General features: G+C 58.2%; 16 protein-coding genes and 2 other RNA genes. 7 read left to right on the top strand and 11 right to left on the bottom strand.

Going from position 1 to position 15,016, the window contains the following annotated elements; genetic code table 11:
* Positions 1–6: 6 nt before the first annotated feature.
* The 3 genes from AC54AG_RS12565 to AC54AG_RS12555 form a co-directional block, all read right to left on the bottom strand.
* Positions 7–951, bottom strand: a complete 945-nt coding sequence (locus AC54AG_RS12565) for an SMP-30/gluconolactonase/LRE family protein (RefSeq protein ID WP_200873082.1) — start codon at positions 949–951, stop codon at positions 7–9.
* Positions 952–1,026: 75 nt separating this feature from the next.
* Entirely contained in the window at positions 1,027–1,269 is a 243-nt protein-coding gene (locus tag AC54AG_RS12560) for an Imm32 family immunity protein (RefSeq protein ID WP_496630524.1), read from the bottom strand.
* Between the two features lie 5 nt (positions 1,270–1,274).
* Positions 1,275–2,024: a hypothetical protein gene (locus AC54AG_RS12555; protein WP_496630523.1), complete on the bottom strand. Its 750-nt coding sequence runs from the start codon at positions 2,022–2,024 to the stop codon at positions 1,275–1,277.
* A gap of 214 nt (positions 2,025–2,238) precedes the next feature.
* Here AC54AG_RS12555 and AC54AG_RS12550 point away from each other — a divergent pair, with 214 nt between their 5' ends.
* The 5 genes from AC54AG_RS12550 (at position 2,239) to AC54AG_RS12530 (ending at position 6,304) form a co-directional block, all read left to right on the top strand.
* Complete coding sequence (locus AC54AG_RS12550) at positions 2,239–2,475, top strand: hypothetical protein (protein ID WP_496630522.1); 237 nt, start codon at positions 2,239–2,241, stop codon at positions 2,473–2,475.
* A gap of 163 nt (positions 2,476–2,638) precedes the next feature.
* Positions 2,639–4,009, top strand: coding sequence for a hybrid sensor histidine kinase/response regulator (locus tag AC54AG_RS12545; protein ID WP_496630520.1), 1,371 nt, complete (start codon positions 2,639–2,641; stop codon positions 4,007–4,009).
* A gap of 72 nt (positions 4,010–4,081) precedes the next feature.
* A complete protein-coding gene (locus AC54AG_RS12540; protein ID WP_496630519.1) occupies positions 4,082–4,498 on the top strand; it encodes a hypothetical protein in 417 nt (138 codons plus the stop codon).
* A complete protein-coding gene (locus AC54AG_RS12535; protein ID WP_496630517.1) occupies positions 4,495–5,958 on the top strand; it encodes an ATPase domain-containing protein in 1,464 nt (487 codons plus the stop codon). Before AC54AG_RS12540 ends, AC54AG_RS12535 begins: the two co-directional genes overlap by 4 nt.
* 103 nt (positions 5,959–6,061) lie before the next feature.
* Positions 6,062–6,304, top strand: coding sequence for a hypothetical protein (locus AC54AG_RS12530; RefSeq protein ID WP_496630516.1), 243 nt, complete (start codon positions 6,062–6,064; stop codon positions 6,302–6,304).
* 47 nt (positions 6,305–6,351) lie between these two features.
* On the opposite strand, the gene AC54AG_RS12525 is transcribed toward AC54AG_RS12530, so the two are convergent.
* The gene (locus AC54AG_RS12525; RefSeq protein WP_496630514.1) at positions 6,352–7,506 is read right to left on the bottom strand and encodes a sensor histidine kinase; all 1,155 of its coding nucleotides are present in this window, start codon (positions 7,504–7,506) and stop codon (positions 6,352–6,354) included.
* 281 nt (positions 7,507–7,787) lie between these two features.
* Here AC54AG_RS12525 and AC54AG_RS12520 point away from each other — a divergent pair, with 281 nt between their 5' ends.
* Together AC54AG_RS12520 and AC54AG_RS12515 are read left to right on the top strand one after the other, a co-directional pair.
* Positions 7,788–8,627: a hypothetical protein gene (locus AC54AG_RS12520; protein WP_496630513.1), complete on the top strand. Its 840-nt coding sequence runs from the start codon at positions 7,788–7,790 to the stop codon at positions 8,625–8,627.
* 2 nt (positions 8,628–8,629) lie between these two features.
* Positions 8,630–9,079 (top strand): GTP pyrophosphokinase, encoded by a 450-nt coding sequence (locus tag AC54AG_RS12515; RefSeq protein ID WP_496630512.1) that lies wholly within the window; start codon positions 8,630–8,632, stop codon positions 9,077–9,079.
* Positions 9,080–9,260: 181 nt separating this feature from the next.
* Here the strand turns inward: AC54AG_RS12515 and AC54AG_RS12510 are convergent, their stop codons facing one another.
* The 7 genes from AC54AG_RS12510 to ubiG all read right to left on the bottom strand — a co-directional run bounded on the left by AC54AG_RS12510 (position 9,261) and on the right by ubiG (position 14,941).
* The gene (locus AC54AG_RS12510) at positions 9,261–9,782 is read right to left on the bottom strand and encodes a GNAT family N-acetyltransferase (protein WP_496630511.1); all 522 of its coding nucleotides are present in this window, start codon (positions 9,780–9,782) and stop codon (positions 9,261–9,263) included.
* A gap of 568 nt (positions 9,783–10,350) precedes the next feature.
* Positions 10,351–11,469: a helix-turn-helix domain-containing protein gene (locus AC54AG_RS12505; protein ID WP_496630510.1), complete on the bottom strand. Its 1,119-nt coding sequence runs from the start codon at positions 11,467–11,469 to the stop codon at positions 10,351–10,353.
* A 5-nt stretch (positions 11,470–11,474) separates the two neighbouring features.
* Positions 11,475–12,128, bottom strand: coding sequence for a hypothetical protein (locus AC54AG_RS12500; protein ID WP_496630508.1), 654 nt, complete (start codon positions 12,126–12,128; stop codon positions 11,475–11,477).
* A gap of 360 nt (positions 12,129–12,488) precedes the next feature.
* Positions 12,489–12,849: a transfer-messenger RNA gene (gene ssrA / locus AC54AG_RS12495) on the bottom strand.
* A 169-nt stretch (positions 12,850–13,018) separates the two neighbouring features.
* Positions 13,019–13,345, bottom strand: a transfer-messenger RNA (tmRNA) gene (gene ssrA, locus AC54AG_RS12490).
* Between the two features lie 127 nt (positions 13,346–13,472).
* Entirely contained in the window at positions 13,473–14,177 is a 705-nt protein-coding gene (locus AC54AG_RS12485; protein WP_496630507.1) for an HAD family hydrolase, read from the bottom strand.
* 68 nt (positions 14,178–14,245) lie between these two features.
* Positions 14,246–14,941: a bifunctional 2-polyprenyl-6-hydroxyphenol methylase/3-demethylubiquinol 3-O-methyltransferase UbiG gene (gene ubiG / locus AC54AG_RS12480; protein ID WP_496630506.1), complete on the bottom strand. Its 696-nt coding sequence runs from the start codon at positions 14,939–14,941 to the stop codon at positions 14,246–14,248.
* Positions 14,942–15,016: the final 75 nt, after the last annotated feature.

Here is a 15,016-nt window from a genome sequence, read left to right as displayed (position 1 = left end):
CACATGCTATTCGGGCTTGCGCCGCTCCTGCGCCCGCTGCCACTCCAGCCCCGGGCGGTCGACGCGGAACTGCAGCAGCCGTCCCTGCACGACTTCCGTCACGTAGGCCGTACGGCCATCGGGGCCGCCGAAGGTGATGTTGCTGGGCTTGGCGCCGGGTACGCTGATTTCGCGCAGGATGCGTCCCTGAGGCGATAATTTCACCACCGTGCCCTTGCCATAGCGCGTCACGTACAGGTTGCCGTCGACATCGACGCGCATGCCGTCCATGCCGAAATCGTCGAACTTGATCAGCAAGCGCTTGCCGCTCAGGCTGCCGTCCGCGGCGATGTCGTACATCCAGATATTGCGCTGCACGCTTTCATTCACATACAAGATCTTGCCGTCGGGGCTGACCTCGATGCCGTTGGCCGTGCCCATGGTGTCGAGCGCCAGGGTCACCGTGCCGTCCTGCGCGATGCGCCACACGCGGCCCGTGTTTTCCTTCCAGTTCGGGTCGCTCGCATACAGCACGTCGTCGGCCGTGATGGCGATGTCGTTCGGCTGCGTCATGCGCGGCTCGCGCGCGTGGATGGTGAGCGCGCGCGTGGCCGGGTCGACCAGGTAGATCGTGTGTTCCATGTAGTCGGCCAAGTACATCTGGCCCCGGCTGCCGAAGCGGATGCCGTTGGCAATGCTGGTGCCGGGCAGGGTCAGGTACACCTCGCCAGTGCCGCCGGGGCTGACCTTGCCGATGGTTTGCTGGCGCGCAAAGTTGACGGCATAGATATTGCCGTCCGCATCCACGGCCGGGCCTTCGATGCCCTTGGTAAAGGAATGCGCGGGAGTCAAGGTGGTGGCGAGGAACAGCGCCTCGTGCGCGGGCGGGCTGGCGCAGGCGGACAGGTTGGCCAGCGCGGCGGCCAGCACGGCCGTGCGCAGCGACGGCAGGGCGTATCGGGAATCGGACATCAGTGTTCTCTGTATGGCAAAGGTGGCGTATGTTACCCGACGCGCGCCAGCCGGGGCGCCATTCTAAGCCTCGCCTCAGGCCGCCACCACGACGAGGTCGGGGAAGTCGTCCTGCCAGCCGTCCCACTCGTCTTGCAGATGGGTGTGCATGCCGGCGCGTTCCTGCGCCTGATCGAAGGTGTCTGCGCTGGCCAGCAGGAAGCGGGCGATGGCGCGCAGGGTGGCCGGGTCGGCCTGGATGGTCACGTCGGAACAGCGCAGGGGCTGCTCGGTGGCCTCGTCTTGCAGATAGCAGTGCAGCGATAAATGTGTGGTCATGGGTATCAATGGTTGATGTAGGCGCCCAGCATGGCGTGTGCGTTCATTGCGACGCGGGCGGCGTCCAGTTCTTCGTTGGATAGAAACCAGTGGGTCTGGCCATGCTGCTTTTCGCAGCGGCCATGGGCTTGCATGGTCTGGCGCAATGCATGCAGTCTTGGCGGCGGTAGCGCATCCAGTTTTTTTGGGTTGAAGATATTGATGGGATACACATCGCGCAGGTGCTCGTCTTGCTGCCCGCGCCGCTTGATGTCTGCCCAGTTGTTTGCCGGGCAAGGACTGCCAAAGGTCATCGGATGGGCCGCATCGAGCTGCCGGTAGCCGCGTGCGTAGCCGGTGCCGTAGCCCAGGGTTTCACTGTAGCCGTACACATACTCGCAATGATCTAGCAAGCCGGGTATGCTTGCCGCGCCGTCGAACAGCTGTTGCAACGGCTGCTTGCTGGCGCGTATCGCCAGCAGCAGCGAAACTGTCGGCTCATATACGGCGAGCGCGTTGCAGTTCGTGACCTCGTCGGCCTCGTCGGGAGGCAAGATGCGAGGTGAAAACAACTCGATGCTGCTGGCATCGGGCGCGAACAGGGTTTTCTCGTAGTTTCGCTGCGAGAACTTGACGACCTTGCCGCTCTTGCTGCCGTAGCGCTCGACGGGCTCGCCGATTTGCGCGAACCAGGCGAACAGCTGCGCGCTGGCCGCGGCGGGAAGGAACGGACTATTCTTGCTGAATTCGCCGACGAGGAAATGGTATTGGTCCATAGGGCAATGCGGAGGAGGGTATCGAGGCACATATTTTTGCACGGGATGCCAAAGACTGCCAATGCGTGCGGGGCCTCCCATTAGACGAACTGATGCGTATGTATTTGATTTAACTACGATTCAAGCCGCATTGCGGTTACACTAAGTCTGGCTATACTGCAATGACAGCCGTGGTTCCTGTCGACGGCGGCGCTGGCAATCCCACGGAGGCCTCATGTCTTATGCGAATCCCACCATCCATAATGGTTTCCTGATCTCGGCTTACGCCTGCGAATTGCCTGAAGGGTGTTGGCAGGGCCAGCTGGTGCTGAGCAAGTGCGGCTTTGAAGATGTCCGGCAAGCCAACCTGGAAAATCGCGATACGCAGCATGAAGCGGAGCAATCGGCCCTCGCCATGGGCTGGCAGCTCGCCAATTACGTGCTACCCCTGCGCACTGTTGACGATAAGTAAAGCAGTTCCTTCATTTCGTAAGGGAAATAGAGTATCGTGTTCGGTTAGAAAGCAATACACCGTATGCAGCAATTGAGCTGGCGTGCGCGGCGATGTCTGAGTGAACGCCGCGGAACGAAGAGTTGTCCTTGAGGTCGGTCCCCACAGGCCGTACACCGTTACCATGCACCACACAGCACTCTCGCCGGATCCTGAGGATGCGTCCGCCCAGCAATTACCCTCCGAGCACAATCTGCATGCCTTGCATAGCCGCGAGGTCAAGCTGCTGCGCGAGACGATCAATCAATTGTTGATCATGGCCAAGATGCAGGTGCAGGAAAAGGATAAATCCGACGCCTTCGGCCTGTTGATCATGCAGTTGCGCGAAGCCAATCAAAATCTGGTGCTGGCAACATTTGGCGCACAGGACATGCAAGCGTCCGCCGAAGCGACGACCGTGCGCCAGACGGAATTCCTGGCCATGCTCGCGCATGAGTTGCGCAATCCCCTGCAGCCGCTGGCGATGGCCAATGACTTGCTGGCCAAGAAGGTCGACCTAGATCCCCAGCTGGCGCACGTGCATGGCGTGATCGGCCGCCAAGTGGCGCACATGGCGCGCCTGATCGACGACTTGCTCGATGCGTCGCGCGTCAGCAGCGGAAAGATCACCTTGCAGCTGGCGCCCATCCTGCTGAGCGACATCGTCGCCGGCGCCATGGAAGTTGGCCAGGCCAGCATCAGCCAACGCCAGCAAGTGCTGAGCGTGAGCATGCCGGAGGAACCGCTGGTCATCGAAGGGGACCTGGTACGCCTGACGCAGGTGTTTGCCAACTTGCTCATCAATGCCAGCAAATTTACGCACGAGTTTGGCCACATCGACATCGTCGTCAGGCGCCATGATCATCAGGTGGAAATTGCCGTCAGCGACGATGGCGCCGGCATCGCCCTCGATATCCAGCCCTTCATCTTCGATCTGTTCACCCAGGGTTTCCGTTCGCTGGAGCGGGCGCAGGGCGGGCTGGGCATCGGCCTGTCGCTGGTGCGCATCATTACCCAGCTGCATGGCGGAACCGTGGACGTGTTCAGTGCCGGGGTCGGCTTTGGCAGCCAGTTTGTCTTGCAGTTGCCCTTGTCGTCGCTGCCGCCGCCGCCGCCCGGTATTGACCAGGAACGGGAAGCGCACCCATTGCCTCGGCGCATATTGCTGATCGAGGATAACGCCGATGCGGCGGAAATGCTGGCGCTGCTGCTGACGCAGGATGGCCACCATGTCGTCGTGCGCCATGACGGCCCCAGCGGCTTGCGCGCCGCGCTCGATGCGCCCTACGATGTGATCGTGTGCGATATCGGCTTGCCGGGCATGGATGGCTTCCAGGTCATCAGTTCTGCACGCGCGGCCCTGGTGACGCCGCTGCCGTGCTTTGTCGCTACGTCCGGATATAGCCAGCTCGGCCAGTTCGACCGCGCCGGGCAGGCAGGGTTCGACCATTACCTGGTAAAACCCATCAATATCGACGCTTTGTCGAAAATAATCACGGCAACGGTTCCCCGCTGATGGGCGAGGAAATCCTGATGCTTTTGTTTAACATGGTCCATGCACCGAAAACCGCAGAGAAAAGATCCGATTATGGCCACAGTCCATGAACAGCGGCAGCGCTTGATAGAGCGAGCGCTGCGACGCGACCCAAGTGCGGTGGTAGACGTCAGTATTCGCCTTTGGGAGCAACTGTCCACCGAGCTGAGCCAGATTATTGGTGAGCGGGGCGTGGAGTCGATGTATGCCCGCAGCCTGCACCAGAGTCAGAAACAGTTCAGCTGGCTGACGTCCCATCCGCCGCAAGCGATGGAAGCCGCCATGACCGCCTTGCGCGCCAGCTTGCAGGGACAGGCCGACACCGCCGCCTGCGCGGCAAGCACGGCGATGATGATGCACTTCATCAATACCCTTATTTTATTAATTGGCGAACTCTTAACGAATAGCATCCTCCTCAAAGCCTGGGGTGATGACGTTGTGAATAATGCTGGAACGGAGCCGAACGAATGAAAAAAGTCACCATCCACCGCCTGGCCACTGGCGTGCCGGGGCTGGACGAACTGCTGGGAGGCGGAATACCGGAATTTTCCTTCAACCTGGTGGCGGGCACGCCCGGCAGCGGCAAGACGACGCTGGCCCACCAGATCATGTTTTCCCTCGCCTCCCCGGAGCGCAAGGCGCTGTTTTTCACGGTCCTGGGCGAGCCGCCGCTGAAGATGCTGCGCTATCAGCAGCAGTTTCCCTTCTTTGACGTGGAAAAGATCAACGAGTCGATCAAGTTCGTCAATCTGTCGGCGGACTTGCTGGAAGGCGATTTCGACCGCGTGCTGGCGCGCATTGCCGAAGAGGTGGAGGCTTTTTCGCCCAGCCTCGTCTTCGTCGATTCCTTCCGTTCCGTGGTGCAATCGGCCAAGGCCATGGACACGGGCGCGGCCGGCTTGCAACATTTCGTGCAGCAGCTGGGCACGCAAATGACCAGCTGGCTGGCCACGACTTTCCTGATCGGCGAATATCTGGCGCCCGAGGCCGAGTCGAGCGCCGTGTTCACGGTCGCCGACGGTATCCTGTGGCTGTCGCAGCTTGTGCACCGCGATGCCATGGTGCGCAAGATCCAGGTGGTCAAGATGCGCGGCCAGGCGCAAAGCCTGGGCGTGCACACCTTCCGCATCAATGACAATGGCGTGGAAATCTTTTCCCGCGCCGTGCTGAAGGCGAGCGGCATGGAAGAGGTCAGCATTTCCGGCAATGAACGCCTGTCGCTGGGTGTGCCGGAGCTCGACGCCATGATGGGCGGCGGCTTGCCGGCCGGCTATTCGTTGCTGCTGGTGGGACCGTCCGGTTCCGGCAAGACCGTGCTGGCCACGCAATTTCTCACGGAAGGCGTGCGCTGCGGCGAGCCGGGCGTGATCGCCGCCTTCGAGAAGAGCCCGAACCAGTTGCTCAGCCATCAGATGAATGCCCTCGTCAGTTCCGGCCAGATCGGCGTGATCAACACGCGCACGCTTGACCTGTCCCTGGATGAAATCCTGCATGACCTGGTGAGCATGATCACGCGCATGAAGGCCAAGCGCGTGGTCATCGACTCGCTGTCCGGCTTTGAGATGGCGCTGGCCTCGATGTTCCGCGAAGATTTCCGCGAGTCGTTGTACCGCCTGGTGGCGGCCTTGACGGACATGGGTGTCTCGGTGCTGATGACGGCCGAGCTGGAAGACCAGTACACCATGCTGCGCTTCAGTTCCTACGGCAACGCCTTCCTGGCCGACGCTATCGTCATGCAGCGCTACATCGAGCTCGAAGGCCAGTTCAAGCGCGTCGTATCGGTGGTGAAGGTGCGCGGCAGCGGCCACAGCAAGGATATCCGTTTCTACGATATCGACGCCGAGGGCTTGAAGATCGGCGCCACCCTCAGCCAGTACCAGGGCATCCTGTCGGGCGAGCCTTACCGGACGCGTGCTGTTGGTGACAGCTGAGTTGAGGCGTATGATGGAAGTGCGGCCATGCCGACGGCGATGGCCGTGCGCACAGGGGACCAACGCGTCTTCTGAATTTCCGAGCTGATCAAGAGGAGATATGATGGACAAACCCGAATTTATCCTGGCCGCGAAAGCCATGGAAACGCTGGAGATGTATCAGACCTTCTATGGCCATTCGCAGGAATACCAGGCGCATCAGCAGGAAGTATTGAAACTGCTGCGCCACAAGGGCGCCTCCCTGCTCGTGTCCGAGCATGGCCCGGCGAAGTTCCTGCTGGCCTTTGCCGATGCGCTGGAAGCGGCCAGCTTGCCGGGCGAGTATGTGCCGCTGAACCGCAGGTAGGGCGAGCCTGTCCCGGCAGGGGATCCAGATATCTGCCGGGATAGTCCCTAGCCGCCGTTTCCTCTGTCGTTCAGCGATACCCTGGGCAGGCGCACGGTAAATATCGTGCCGCTTTCCAGGCTGGACTCGGCACCGATGGTGCCGCCGTGCGCGCTGGCGATTTCACGCGCGATAAACAGGCCCAGGCCGATACTGGTGGCATTGGGCGCCTTCTGATCGTCGGAAATGGCCAGCTGAACCAGCGGATCGAAGATGCTCTTCAGCGACTCTTCCGGGATCTGGCGGCCGAAATTCTTCACTTGCACCACGGCCGTATCGGCATCGCCGCAAGCCGTGATGGTCACCGGCTGGTCGTCGGTGCGGTATTGCGCGGCATTGTTGAGCAAATTGGAAAACAGCTGGGACAGGCGTGCCGCATCGAAGTCGCCAATCATCTCGCCCGTGGTACTCAGTTCGAACTTGCATTGCGGGTGAGCGGCCGAGGCATCCTCGACGGATGTCTTGCAGATTTCCCCCAGGTCGCCCAAGGCGGGTGAAATGGGCATGTGTCCCCCCAGCTGCGTCCTGGCAAATTCCAGCAGATCGTTTACCATGGTTGTCATGGTAGCCGCGCTGCGGGCAACCCGTGCACCGATCTGCACCGTGGAAGCGGAGGTCGCGCTTGGCCGGCTCAGCAGCGCACCGGCCATCGTCATCGTGCTCAGCGGACTGCGCAGATCGTGGCTGAGGATGGCGAGAAAGGTATTGCGGGTACGGTCGCTCTGCTGCGAGTAGCGTATGGCCGATTCCTGCAGCGCCTGGTCTATCGCTTCATTGAAGCGCAAGATATCGTCCGTTGCCGTTTTCGTCGTCACCGATACCTGTGCCATCCACAGTCGCAGCACGCTGGCCCGCATTGCGCGAAATTCCGCCGTCAGCTGCGGCAGCGTGAAGCCGATCTGCTGGCGCAGCGAGCCATGCGTGGCGGCCGCCGTTTCCTTGCCCGTTATTTCCGACACGCCCGTGGTCGATTTCTTCTTTCGCTGCGCCGCGTTCTCGATGACGTCCATGTCGCGCACGATGGTTTGCAGCATCTGCTTGGCATGATCGCGCAATTCCGCTTTCGAGATGGCGGCTCCCGGAATGGGCAGCGACCTGGCGAACAGTTCCCACTCTTCCAGGATCGGCTCCAGATGGCCGGTAATAAAGCGCGATAGTTTCACGGTGGACCAATGCGTTGATGGAAGAGGAGCCAGTGTACGCTGTTGAAGAGGGGATTGGGGGATTGCGTATGGGCAGGATGTTGCCAGGGGCCTTGCTGGAACGGAGGGAGCAGAATAGTCTCGCATTCCATGCCATCTGGAATGGCGGTATTGCAATCTATGGCGAGCAGGGGCCGGATTTGATCATTGCTCTCGGCGGCGCGTAAGCCAGCCTTGTCCATGTACAATCGGCAACATCCGGATCGACATATCCGCCCCTTCACTGTGGAGTACGCAGGAGCGTGACACCAACATTGCAAATCTGGCTGCTGGCCTGGCGGGAAGCCTTCACGTGCGTCGGCCTGGGGCTGCGCGATGCGCGTCATGCGGGCCTGTGGTGGCGCTCCGCGCTGTGGTGCATGGCGGTCGTGGCGCTGTGGCTGGGGCTGTATAGCTACTTCGGCCGTTTTTTTGTCGAGCTGAGCGCCATGCTGGCGCTGGTGTCCGTCACCGGCTTGCTGGGCCTGGGCGTGCTGGATGGCGTCGGAACACTGGCCAACGGGCCTGCCACCGTGTCGCAGATGGGCAATATTGCCGGCGGCCTGGGCAGCGCCGCCAAGGCCATGCTGTCGATCGGCCAGATCGCTCTGGCATTGCTGGCGCTGGCTGCTTTTTTCTATGTAATGGTCTTCATCGTCGGCGCCATCGGCACGGCGCGCCTGCCGCTGCGCTGGCTGCTGCTGGAGCGTGCCAAGGCGGTGGTGGCGCGGCGCTATGTCGCGTGGGCGCCGCCGGCCGGCCTGGATGCATCCGCCGCGCGCCCCGCCTGGCGGCGTCGCCTGTTGCTGCTGCTTTCCCTCCTGATTCCCGTGTGGGCCATGTGCGTGCTGATTTCGTACTTGCTGGCCTGGAACGTCCAGATGGTCTACGGCGCGGCGGCTGAAGAGGTGCTCGGCGCAGAACAGCAAGCGGCGTTGCGCCGCGAACAGCGTCCGGCGATTTTCGCCCTGGGACTGCTGTTGTGCTTGCTGATGCTCGTCCCGGTTCTCAATTTACTGCTGCCAGCCTTGCTGTGCAGCAGCGTTTGCCATTTGCAGCGCCGCGGCTGGCGCGCAACGGGAACGTCAATCAACGTGGAGTGAAGATGACTGAAAACGCACGACGCGGCACCCTCGAGCGCGCGATTGAAATCGCCGCCGCCACCCATGCTGGCCAGACGGACAAGGGCGGCGCGCCGTACATATTGCACCCCTTGCGCGTCATGCTGCGCGTCGCCCCCGGCGCCCAGCAGATAGTCGCCGTGCTGCATGACGTGGTGGAGGACAGCGACGGCAACGTCACCTTCGACGACCTGGCGCGCGAAGGATTTTCCCAGGAAGTCATCGACGGCGTGCGCGCCGTGACCAAGGTCGAAGGCGAGTCGTATGAGGCGTTCATCGCCCGCGCGGCTTTGAATCCGGTAGGCAAGGCCGTCAAGCTGGCTGATCTGGCTGAGAATAGCGATTTGTCGAGGATAGATAGGCCGACGGAGAAGGATTTGGAGAGGGGGGAGAAGTATCGGAGGGCGATTCAGCAACTTATGTCGCAGCAATGATTCTGGAGTGCCGAGATCGTGTCCGAGCGTGAGACCAGAGGCCGGCACCTGTGAAGACGTTGTCAAAAGGCTGAGGTCTTGCGGAAATGGCGGAACTGATCCTGGTCGCCGACACTTCCCTTTTCCTGTGCGCAGGTTTGTTGATGCTCATACCGGTACGTAGTGAACGTGAGCTGAGGCGTCACTCCATTGGAAGCTGGCATACCATCACCACCATGCCAATGGCAACTTTGTCTGTTTGGAAGGGAATTTCGCCCCGCTCTTGAAAACCCTGTTTTGCGTAGAAGCGGCGAGCATGTAAGTTGGTTTTGAGCACATCTAACCATATCAAGCTCTCTTTGCGCTCCACCGCCAGATCATGAATGTAGCTCAAGAGCTGCTTCCCATAACCGCGTCCTGCCTCGGATTTGAGGAAGTATATCTTCTGCAGCTCCAGGCCCACTTCGCCGCTGATAGGCGCCGGCTTCGATAAGTTGACCTTGGCGAAACCGACGACTTTTCCGCTTTCGTCGGAAGCGACAAGCCAGATTTGTTTCAATGAAGTCAGCGAATTTTCAAGCGTGCTGGGAGAAAAATCTTGGTCCAGGAAATCCGATATTCCGGTAGCGGACCAAATATCCGAAAAGTGCTCGCGGTAGGTTTGGCAGCCGATTTCCTGTAGAACGCGCAGGTCTGCGATTTCAGCTTCACGGATATTAATCATATTCTTTCGGTTTGGTCAGAAATGGAGATGCAATGATATTGTAAATTGCATCATTTCGTTGGGACTCTGTGGGCGGAGTCGTGCGGTGAACAGCGGAACGAGAAGTCCGATCCCCCATTGGTACACGACCTGAGCGACTGATGTTGTCGTTAGGAAAAACCGCCTGCGGCGCAAGAACTAGTCAGAAGAATCGGAGAGGGTTGCGCTTACAAGCGCAACCCGGTTTTGCGGCGTCGAGCTGCGCTCGCCGAAGGCCCCGCAAAACCCCCGCGCCCGTACCGGACGCGGATGCGACGCCCGCGCTCTGCATGCATGGAATAAATAAAAAGGGCCTCCCCGTCAAAACGGGGAAGCCATTTTATTTATTCAGTGGTGTAACGATGGAAATCACACTGATAAATTATTATTGAATTGGTCAATAACTGGCGTGATAAATTCTTAGTTCCATTCTTTAAGTTTCCCCAGAAATACCCCGTCTGTTTTTGGACTGTATAGGAAGAATCCAGTTGTTTCCTAACGCTATCCCAGGGGTAAATAGGGTATGTCGGTGTAGGGGGAATAAGAAAATTTATCCAACCAAGTAAAGTGTTGGGCGATTTTCTGAACTCTTTGCGGTAGAGGATGGTCGTCCTGGCAAATCAAATCCAACTAAATTCCTCAGAAATGACGGTTTGACCTGCATGGATTTTGCTATGTCTTCAACATAAATCCCTTTTTTTTCCGCCAGTATAGCAAACGCTCTTGCGATCATTTCGGGACCTTCGGCGGGAATTAGATGATCCTCTCGTTCTCCGTTGGCCTCTCCAGTGCGTTTAAGTGTGATTGCTCCGCTTTTATACTGATCGTCACTGATCAAATCCAACTGACGGGCACGGTACAAAATGGCAGCTTTGCTAACCTTCCAAGTTAATTTAAAATCGCTTAAACCTTGCCAATCTAAACGAGACCCACGAGGTCGAGGAAATAGTTTGGCCATCATTCCCCGAGGTATTAAAAGAGCTCCGGAAAATCTGTTTGCTTGACTCTCTGTAACCCGATCCCCCGTCACAATACCTGCGTGAAAAACAAAATGTCCTAACTCGTGGCCTATATCGAACCGTTGACGACACACGCTTTCTTTTGCTTCGTTTCGAACAATAATTGGCCGCCGAATTGCAACTGATAAAGCATCAATTTCTTTCGATACCGATTGAAAACTAGTAACTACGACCCCAATATTCTCTGCAAGACGGCTCATATTTGCGATTGGACCTAAGCCTAACTCCCATTCCCGCCTACATTGTTCAGCAGAACGCTCAATATCATCAACCGTGTTTACATTTGATATTTCTGGAATCTTTACCTTGGGAAGCTTGAGCTCTTTATCTAAATAGTTTACTAGTCGCCCAGTCAACTCACCCCTCGCCATCGCCACATGTTTGATCATGGCACGAGTGGTAAAAAGCTTTCTAAAATGAAACTGATCTTCTTCAATCATTAGAGAATGATTGGTCAATAAAAATTCCGGGTCAATTTCGAGAACTGTTGCCAACTGTTCTAATAGCTGCCCCGTCGGGGCAGCCTGCCCCGTTTCAAGCCTGTGAAGGTACTGGCGTGTCTTATCAACCCGCTCAGCTACTTCATCTAGAGCAAAGCCATTAAAAACACGGGCGAGCCGAAGCTCCGCCCCGTTAAATTGATACGTCATTCTAATTATTTACCTGATTCCATTTTTAAATTATCATCCTGACCTACATCGTCAGATTTGACTTCAAGAACATTGTCTAATTCATCGTTTGCCACTTTATCGTCGCGTATATCGATAGGTGCTGGTGACATATCAGCAGCTTCAGGGACGTCCAGGTCAACAGCATGCAACATTGGGGCCGATCCTTGATACATCCATTGCGATATTTTTTCATTGAAGGCGTTAAAGCCAATAAAAAATACCCGATCCTCATCTTCTTCAGTGAGTGCTCTTTCGATTACAAACCGCCAAACAACCGGAATTTTATCGTCAGTATCGAAAAGGCAGTCAACTGAATTTCGTTTGAAAAATCCGGCTTTTTCTGGATTTTGCACATCATCCCGAAAAAATCTGCAAACTACGCGCTCGATGTTAAAAGTCACATCCATACCCGCGTGCTTAATTCCCATCCATGGTCGATATTCGTCTTGCCTTGCCATATCAACTAGCATGTTTCGCGAACGACCAAATACTGTGCACTCACGCGTGTAATTATCATCAAACGGCGAGTCAAGTTCGCGAATCGCATTGAAACGAACATCTAATAGCTTTGACGCGATTATCCGAAGGCGGTCATCAGAGAGCTCTGGATAGAAGGTAGCAGGATGGATCGATTGCATTTATCGTTTCCTTGCAAAAAATTGGTTTTGTCAATCGCATGATCTTGCAAAATATTGATTCTGTCAACCATTGTTTTTCGCAGGGGAGCGAGGGTCAGGTCCGCCATTCATACAAGCCCTGAGCAGCCGATGTTGTCGTTAGGAAAAACCGCCTGCGGCGCAAGAGCCAGCCAGACGAATCGGAGAGGGTTGCGCTTGCAAGCGCAACCCGGTTTTGCGGCGCCGAGCTGCGCTCGCCGAAGGCCCCGCAAAACCCCCGCGTCCGTACCGGACGCGGACGCGACGCCCGCGCTCTGCATGCATGGAATAAATAAAAAGGGCCTCCCCGCCAAAACGGGGAAGCCCTTTTTATTTATTCAGTGGTGGAGACGGCGGGAATCGAACCCGCGTCCGCAAGCACTCTACAGACAGTTCTACATACTTAGCACTATCATTTAATTTAACTCAGCCAGCACGGATGTGCACGTTATGGGCAAGCGAGTTACCTATTATTTAGTCGGACGCTAAGTAACCCAGCATACGACGAGTCCCTGTAAATGACTCTAGAGCTTTTGACGGCCCACCCCAGGGACGAGGTGTTCTAGAGCTAACAGCGATTAAGCTGCCAGTGCGTACGAGTTATCGTTTGCAGTTAAGTTTTTTCAGGTTGTATTTACGAGGTAGCCCGCCCTCGGTATGCCCTGCGCTGCTTTGCAACCCACGTCGAAACCAGGTCGTCCCCACAGAACCTTCATTGTAGCGCAATCTGCCCACTCTTGCATGATGCATTCGCGGTAAGGAGCGAGGCAGCTTTGAATCGCTTGAGCCAGACGAATTGGAGGGGCTTGTGCTGGCAGGCACAAGCCGGTTGTGCGGCGCCGGGCTGTGCCCGCCGAAGTCCCGCACAACCCCCGCGTCCGCAAGCACTCTACAGACAGTTCTACATACTTGGCATTATCATTTGATTTGACTCAGCCAGCACGGATGTGCAGGTTATGGGCAAGCGAGTTACCTATTATTTAGTCGGACACCAAATAACCCAGCATCAGACGAGCTCTGTGGTGACTCTGGAGCTTTTGACGGCCCACCCCAGGGACGAGGTGCTCTGGAGCTAACTGCGATCAAGCTGCCAGTGCATACGAGTTATCGTTTGCAGTTAAGTTTTTTTAGCTTGTATTTACGAGGTAGCCCGCCCTCGGTATGTCCTGCGCTGCTTTGTAACCGACGCCGAAATCAGGTCGTCCCCACAGAAGCTCCTGTGTAGCGCAATCTGTCCACTCTTGCATGGTGCATTCGCGCCATCGACGTAAGGGGTCTGACCCGCCGGGTCAGACCCCAGCTTTCCACTGCGGAAAGTGCTGCTCCTCAAGCCGCCAACTGCCGCTCCTGCGCCGCCTTCAGCACGCCAGTCACCAGTTCCAGCAAGGCCAGCGGCGTATCGAGCAAATGGTCCGCGTTCCAGTGCTGCGGTTCGACGGGGCCGCAGTAGCCCCAGGCGCAGGCGACAGTGCGCATGCCGGCGGCGCGGCCGGCCTGGATGTCGCGCAGGTCGTCGCCCACGTACCAGCAGTCTTCCGGTGCCAGGTTCAGGCGGCGGGCCGCTTCCAGCAGGGGGGCGGGGTGCGGTTTCGGGTGGGGCATGGTGTCGCCCGAGATCACGCAGCCGGCGGCGCCCAGGCCGATCTGGCCGACCAGCGGATCGGTGAAGCGGGCGGCCTTGTTGGTGACGACGCCCCAGGTCAGGCCCAAGGCGGTCAAGCCGTCCAGCATGGCGGGGATGCCGTCGAACAAGCGGCTTTCCACGGCCAAGGCCGCTTCGTAATTGTTCAGGAAACCGTCTTTCAGGGCTTCGTAGCCGCTTTCGCCGGGGGCTATGCCATACGACGCGCCTATCATGCCGCGCGCGCCGGCCGAGGCCGTGGGGCGCAGCACTTCATACGGGGTAGGTGCCAGGCCGGCGCGCGCGCGCAGCAGGTTGATGGCCGCCGCCAGGTCGGGCGCGGTGTCGGCCAGGGTGCCGTCGAGGTCGAACAGGATGGCGCGCGGGGCTGGCAGATGGTCAGTGATCATGGCGGGCAAAGTGTGTCAAGTGGGAATGAAAAATGGCGGCCGCAGCCGCCTTGTATTGTGCGTGATGGTTACAGCGGCCGGGTGCAGGCCACCAGGTAATTGACGCTGGTATCGCTATTAAGTGAGTAAATCTTGGTCAGCGGATTGTAGCCCATGCCGCGCATGCTGTTGACGTCCAGGCCGGCGCTGCGCAGGTATTGCGACAGCTCGGCCGGGGTGATGAATTTGTCATAGTCGTGCGTGCCTTTCGGCAACAAACGCAGCAGGTATTCGGCGCCCAGGATGGCGAACAGATACGCTTTCGGGTTGCGGTTCAGGGTCGACAGGAACACGTGGCCGCCCGGTTTGACCAGCGCGGCGCAAGCCTTGACGATGGCGGCGGGGTCCGGCACGTGCTCGAGCATTTCCATGCACGTCACGACGTCGTACTGGCCCGACTCTTCCTCGGCCATGGCTTCTGCGGCGATCAGCTTGTAGCGTACCTTGGCGCCTGATTCCAGGCTGTGCAGGTCGGCCACTTTCAAGGCCTTGTCGGACAGGTCGATGCCCGTCACGTCGGCGCCCTTGCGGGCCATCGATTCGGCCAGGATGCCGCCGCCGCAGCCGATGTCGATCACGCGCTTGCCGGCCAGCGGCACTTTCGCGTTGATCCATTCCAGGCGCAGGGGGTTAATTTCGTGCAGGGGACGAAACTCGGAAGTGGGGTCCCACCAGCGGTGGGCCAGCTCACTGAATTTTTGGATTTCGAGAGGGTCGGCGTTCATAGGTCGAATAATAGCGGCAATTTTACAATTGGGCAGCCACGGACGAAAAAAAACCCCGCCGTAGCGGGGTTTTTC

It is taken from the genome of Janthinobacterium sp. BCJ23 (assembly GCF_059617945.1).
The sequence above is the reverse complement of the archived record's forward strand: the minus strand, read 5'-3'. Positions and strand labels throughout refer to the sequence as shown.

What these genes read in the sequence shown, in the direction of transcription:
- AC54AG_RS12565 (WP_200873082.1), bottom strand. Translation starts at nt 951, where the DNA reads ATGTCCGATTCCCGATACGCCCTGCCGTCGCTGCGCACGGCCGTGCTG.
- AC54AG_RS12560 (WP_496630524.1), bottom strand. Translation starts at nt 1,269, where the DNA reads ATGACCACACATTTATCGCTGCACTGCTATCTGCAAGACGAGGCCACC.
- AC54AG_RS12555 (WP_496630523.1), bottom strand. Translation starts at nt 2,024, where the DNA reads ATGGACCAATACCATTTCCTCGTCGGCGAATTCAGCAAGAATAGTCCG.
- AC54AG_RS12550 (WP_496630522.1), top strand. Translation starts at nt 2,239, where the DNA reads ATGTCTTATGCGAATCCCACCATCCATAATGGTTTCCTGATCTCGGCT.
- AC54AG_RS12545 (WP_496630520.1), top strand. Translation starts at nt 2,639, where the DNA reads ATGCACCACACAGCACTCTCGCCGGATCCTGAGGATGCGTCCGCCCAG.
- AC54AG_RS12540 (WP_496630519.1), top strand. Translation starts at nt 4,082, where the DNA reads ATGGCCACAGTCCATGAACAGCGGCAGCGCTTGATAGAGCGAGCGCTG.
- AC54AG_RS12535 (WP_496630517.1), top strand. Translation starts at nt 4,495, where the DNA reads ATGAAAAAAGTCACCATCCACCGCCTGGCCACTGGCGTGCCGGGGCTG.
- AC54AG_RS12530 (WP_496630516.1), top strand. Translation starts at nt 6,062, where the DNA reads ATGGACAAACCCGAATTTATCCTGGCCGCGAAAGCCATGGAAACGCTG.
- AC54AG_RS12515 (WP_496630512.1), top strand. Translation starts at nt 8,630, where the DNA reads ATGACTGAAAACGCACGACGCGGCACCCTCGAGCGCGCGATTGAAATC.
- AC54AG_RS12510 (WP_496630511.1), bottom strand. Translation starts at nt 9,782, where the DNA reads ATGATTAATATCCGTGAAGCTGAAATCGCAGACCTGCGCGTTCTACAG.
- AC54AG_RS12505 (WP_496630510.1), bottom strand. Translation starts at nt 11,469, where the DNA reads ATGACGTATCAATTTAACGGGGCGGAGCTTCGGCTCGCCCGTGTTTTT.
- AC54AG_RS12500 (WP_496630508.1), bottom strand. Translation starts at nt 12,128, where the DNA reads ATGCAATCGATCCATCCTGCTACCTTCTATCCAGAGCTCTCTGATGAC.
- AC54AG_RS12485 (WP_496630507.1), bottom strand. Translation starts at nt 14,177, where the DNA reads ATGATCACTGACCATCTGCCAGCCCCGCGCGCCATCCTGTTCGACCTC.
- ubiG (WP_496630506.1), bottom strand. Translation starts at nt 14,941, where the DNA reads ATGAACGCCGACCCTCTCGAAATCCAAAAATTCAGTGAGCTGGCCCAC.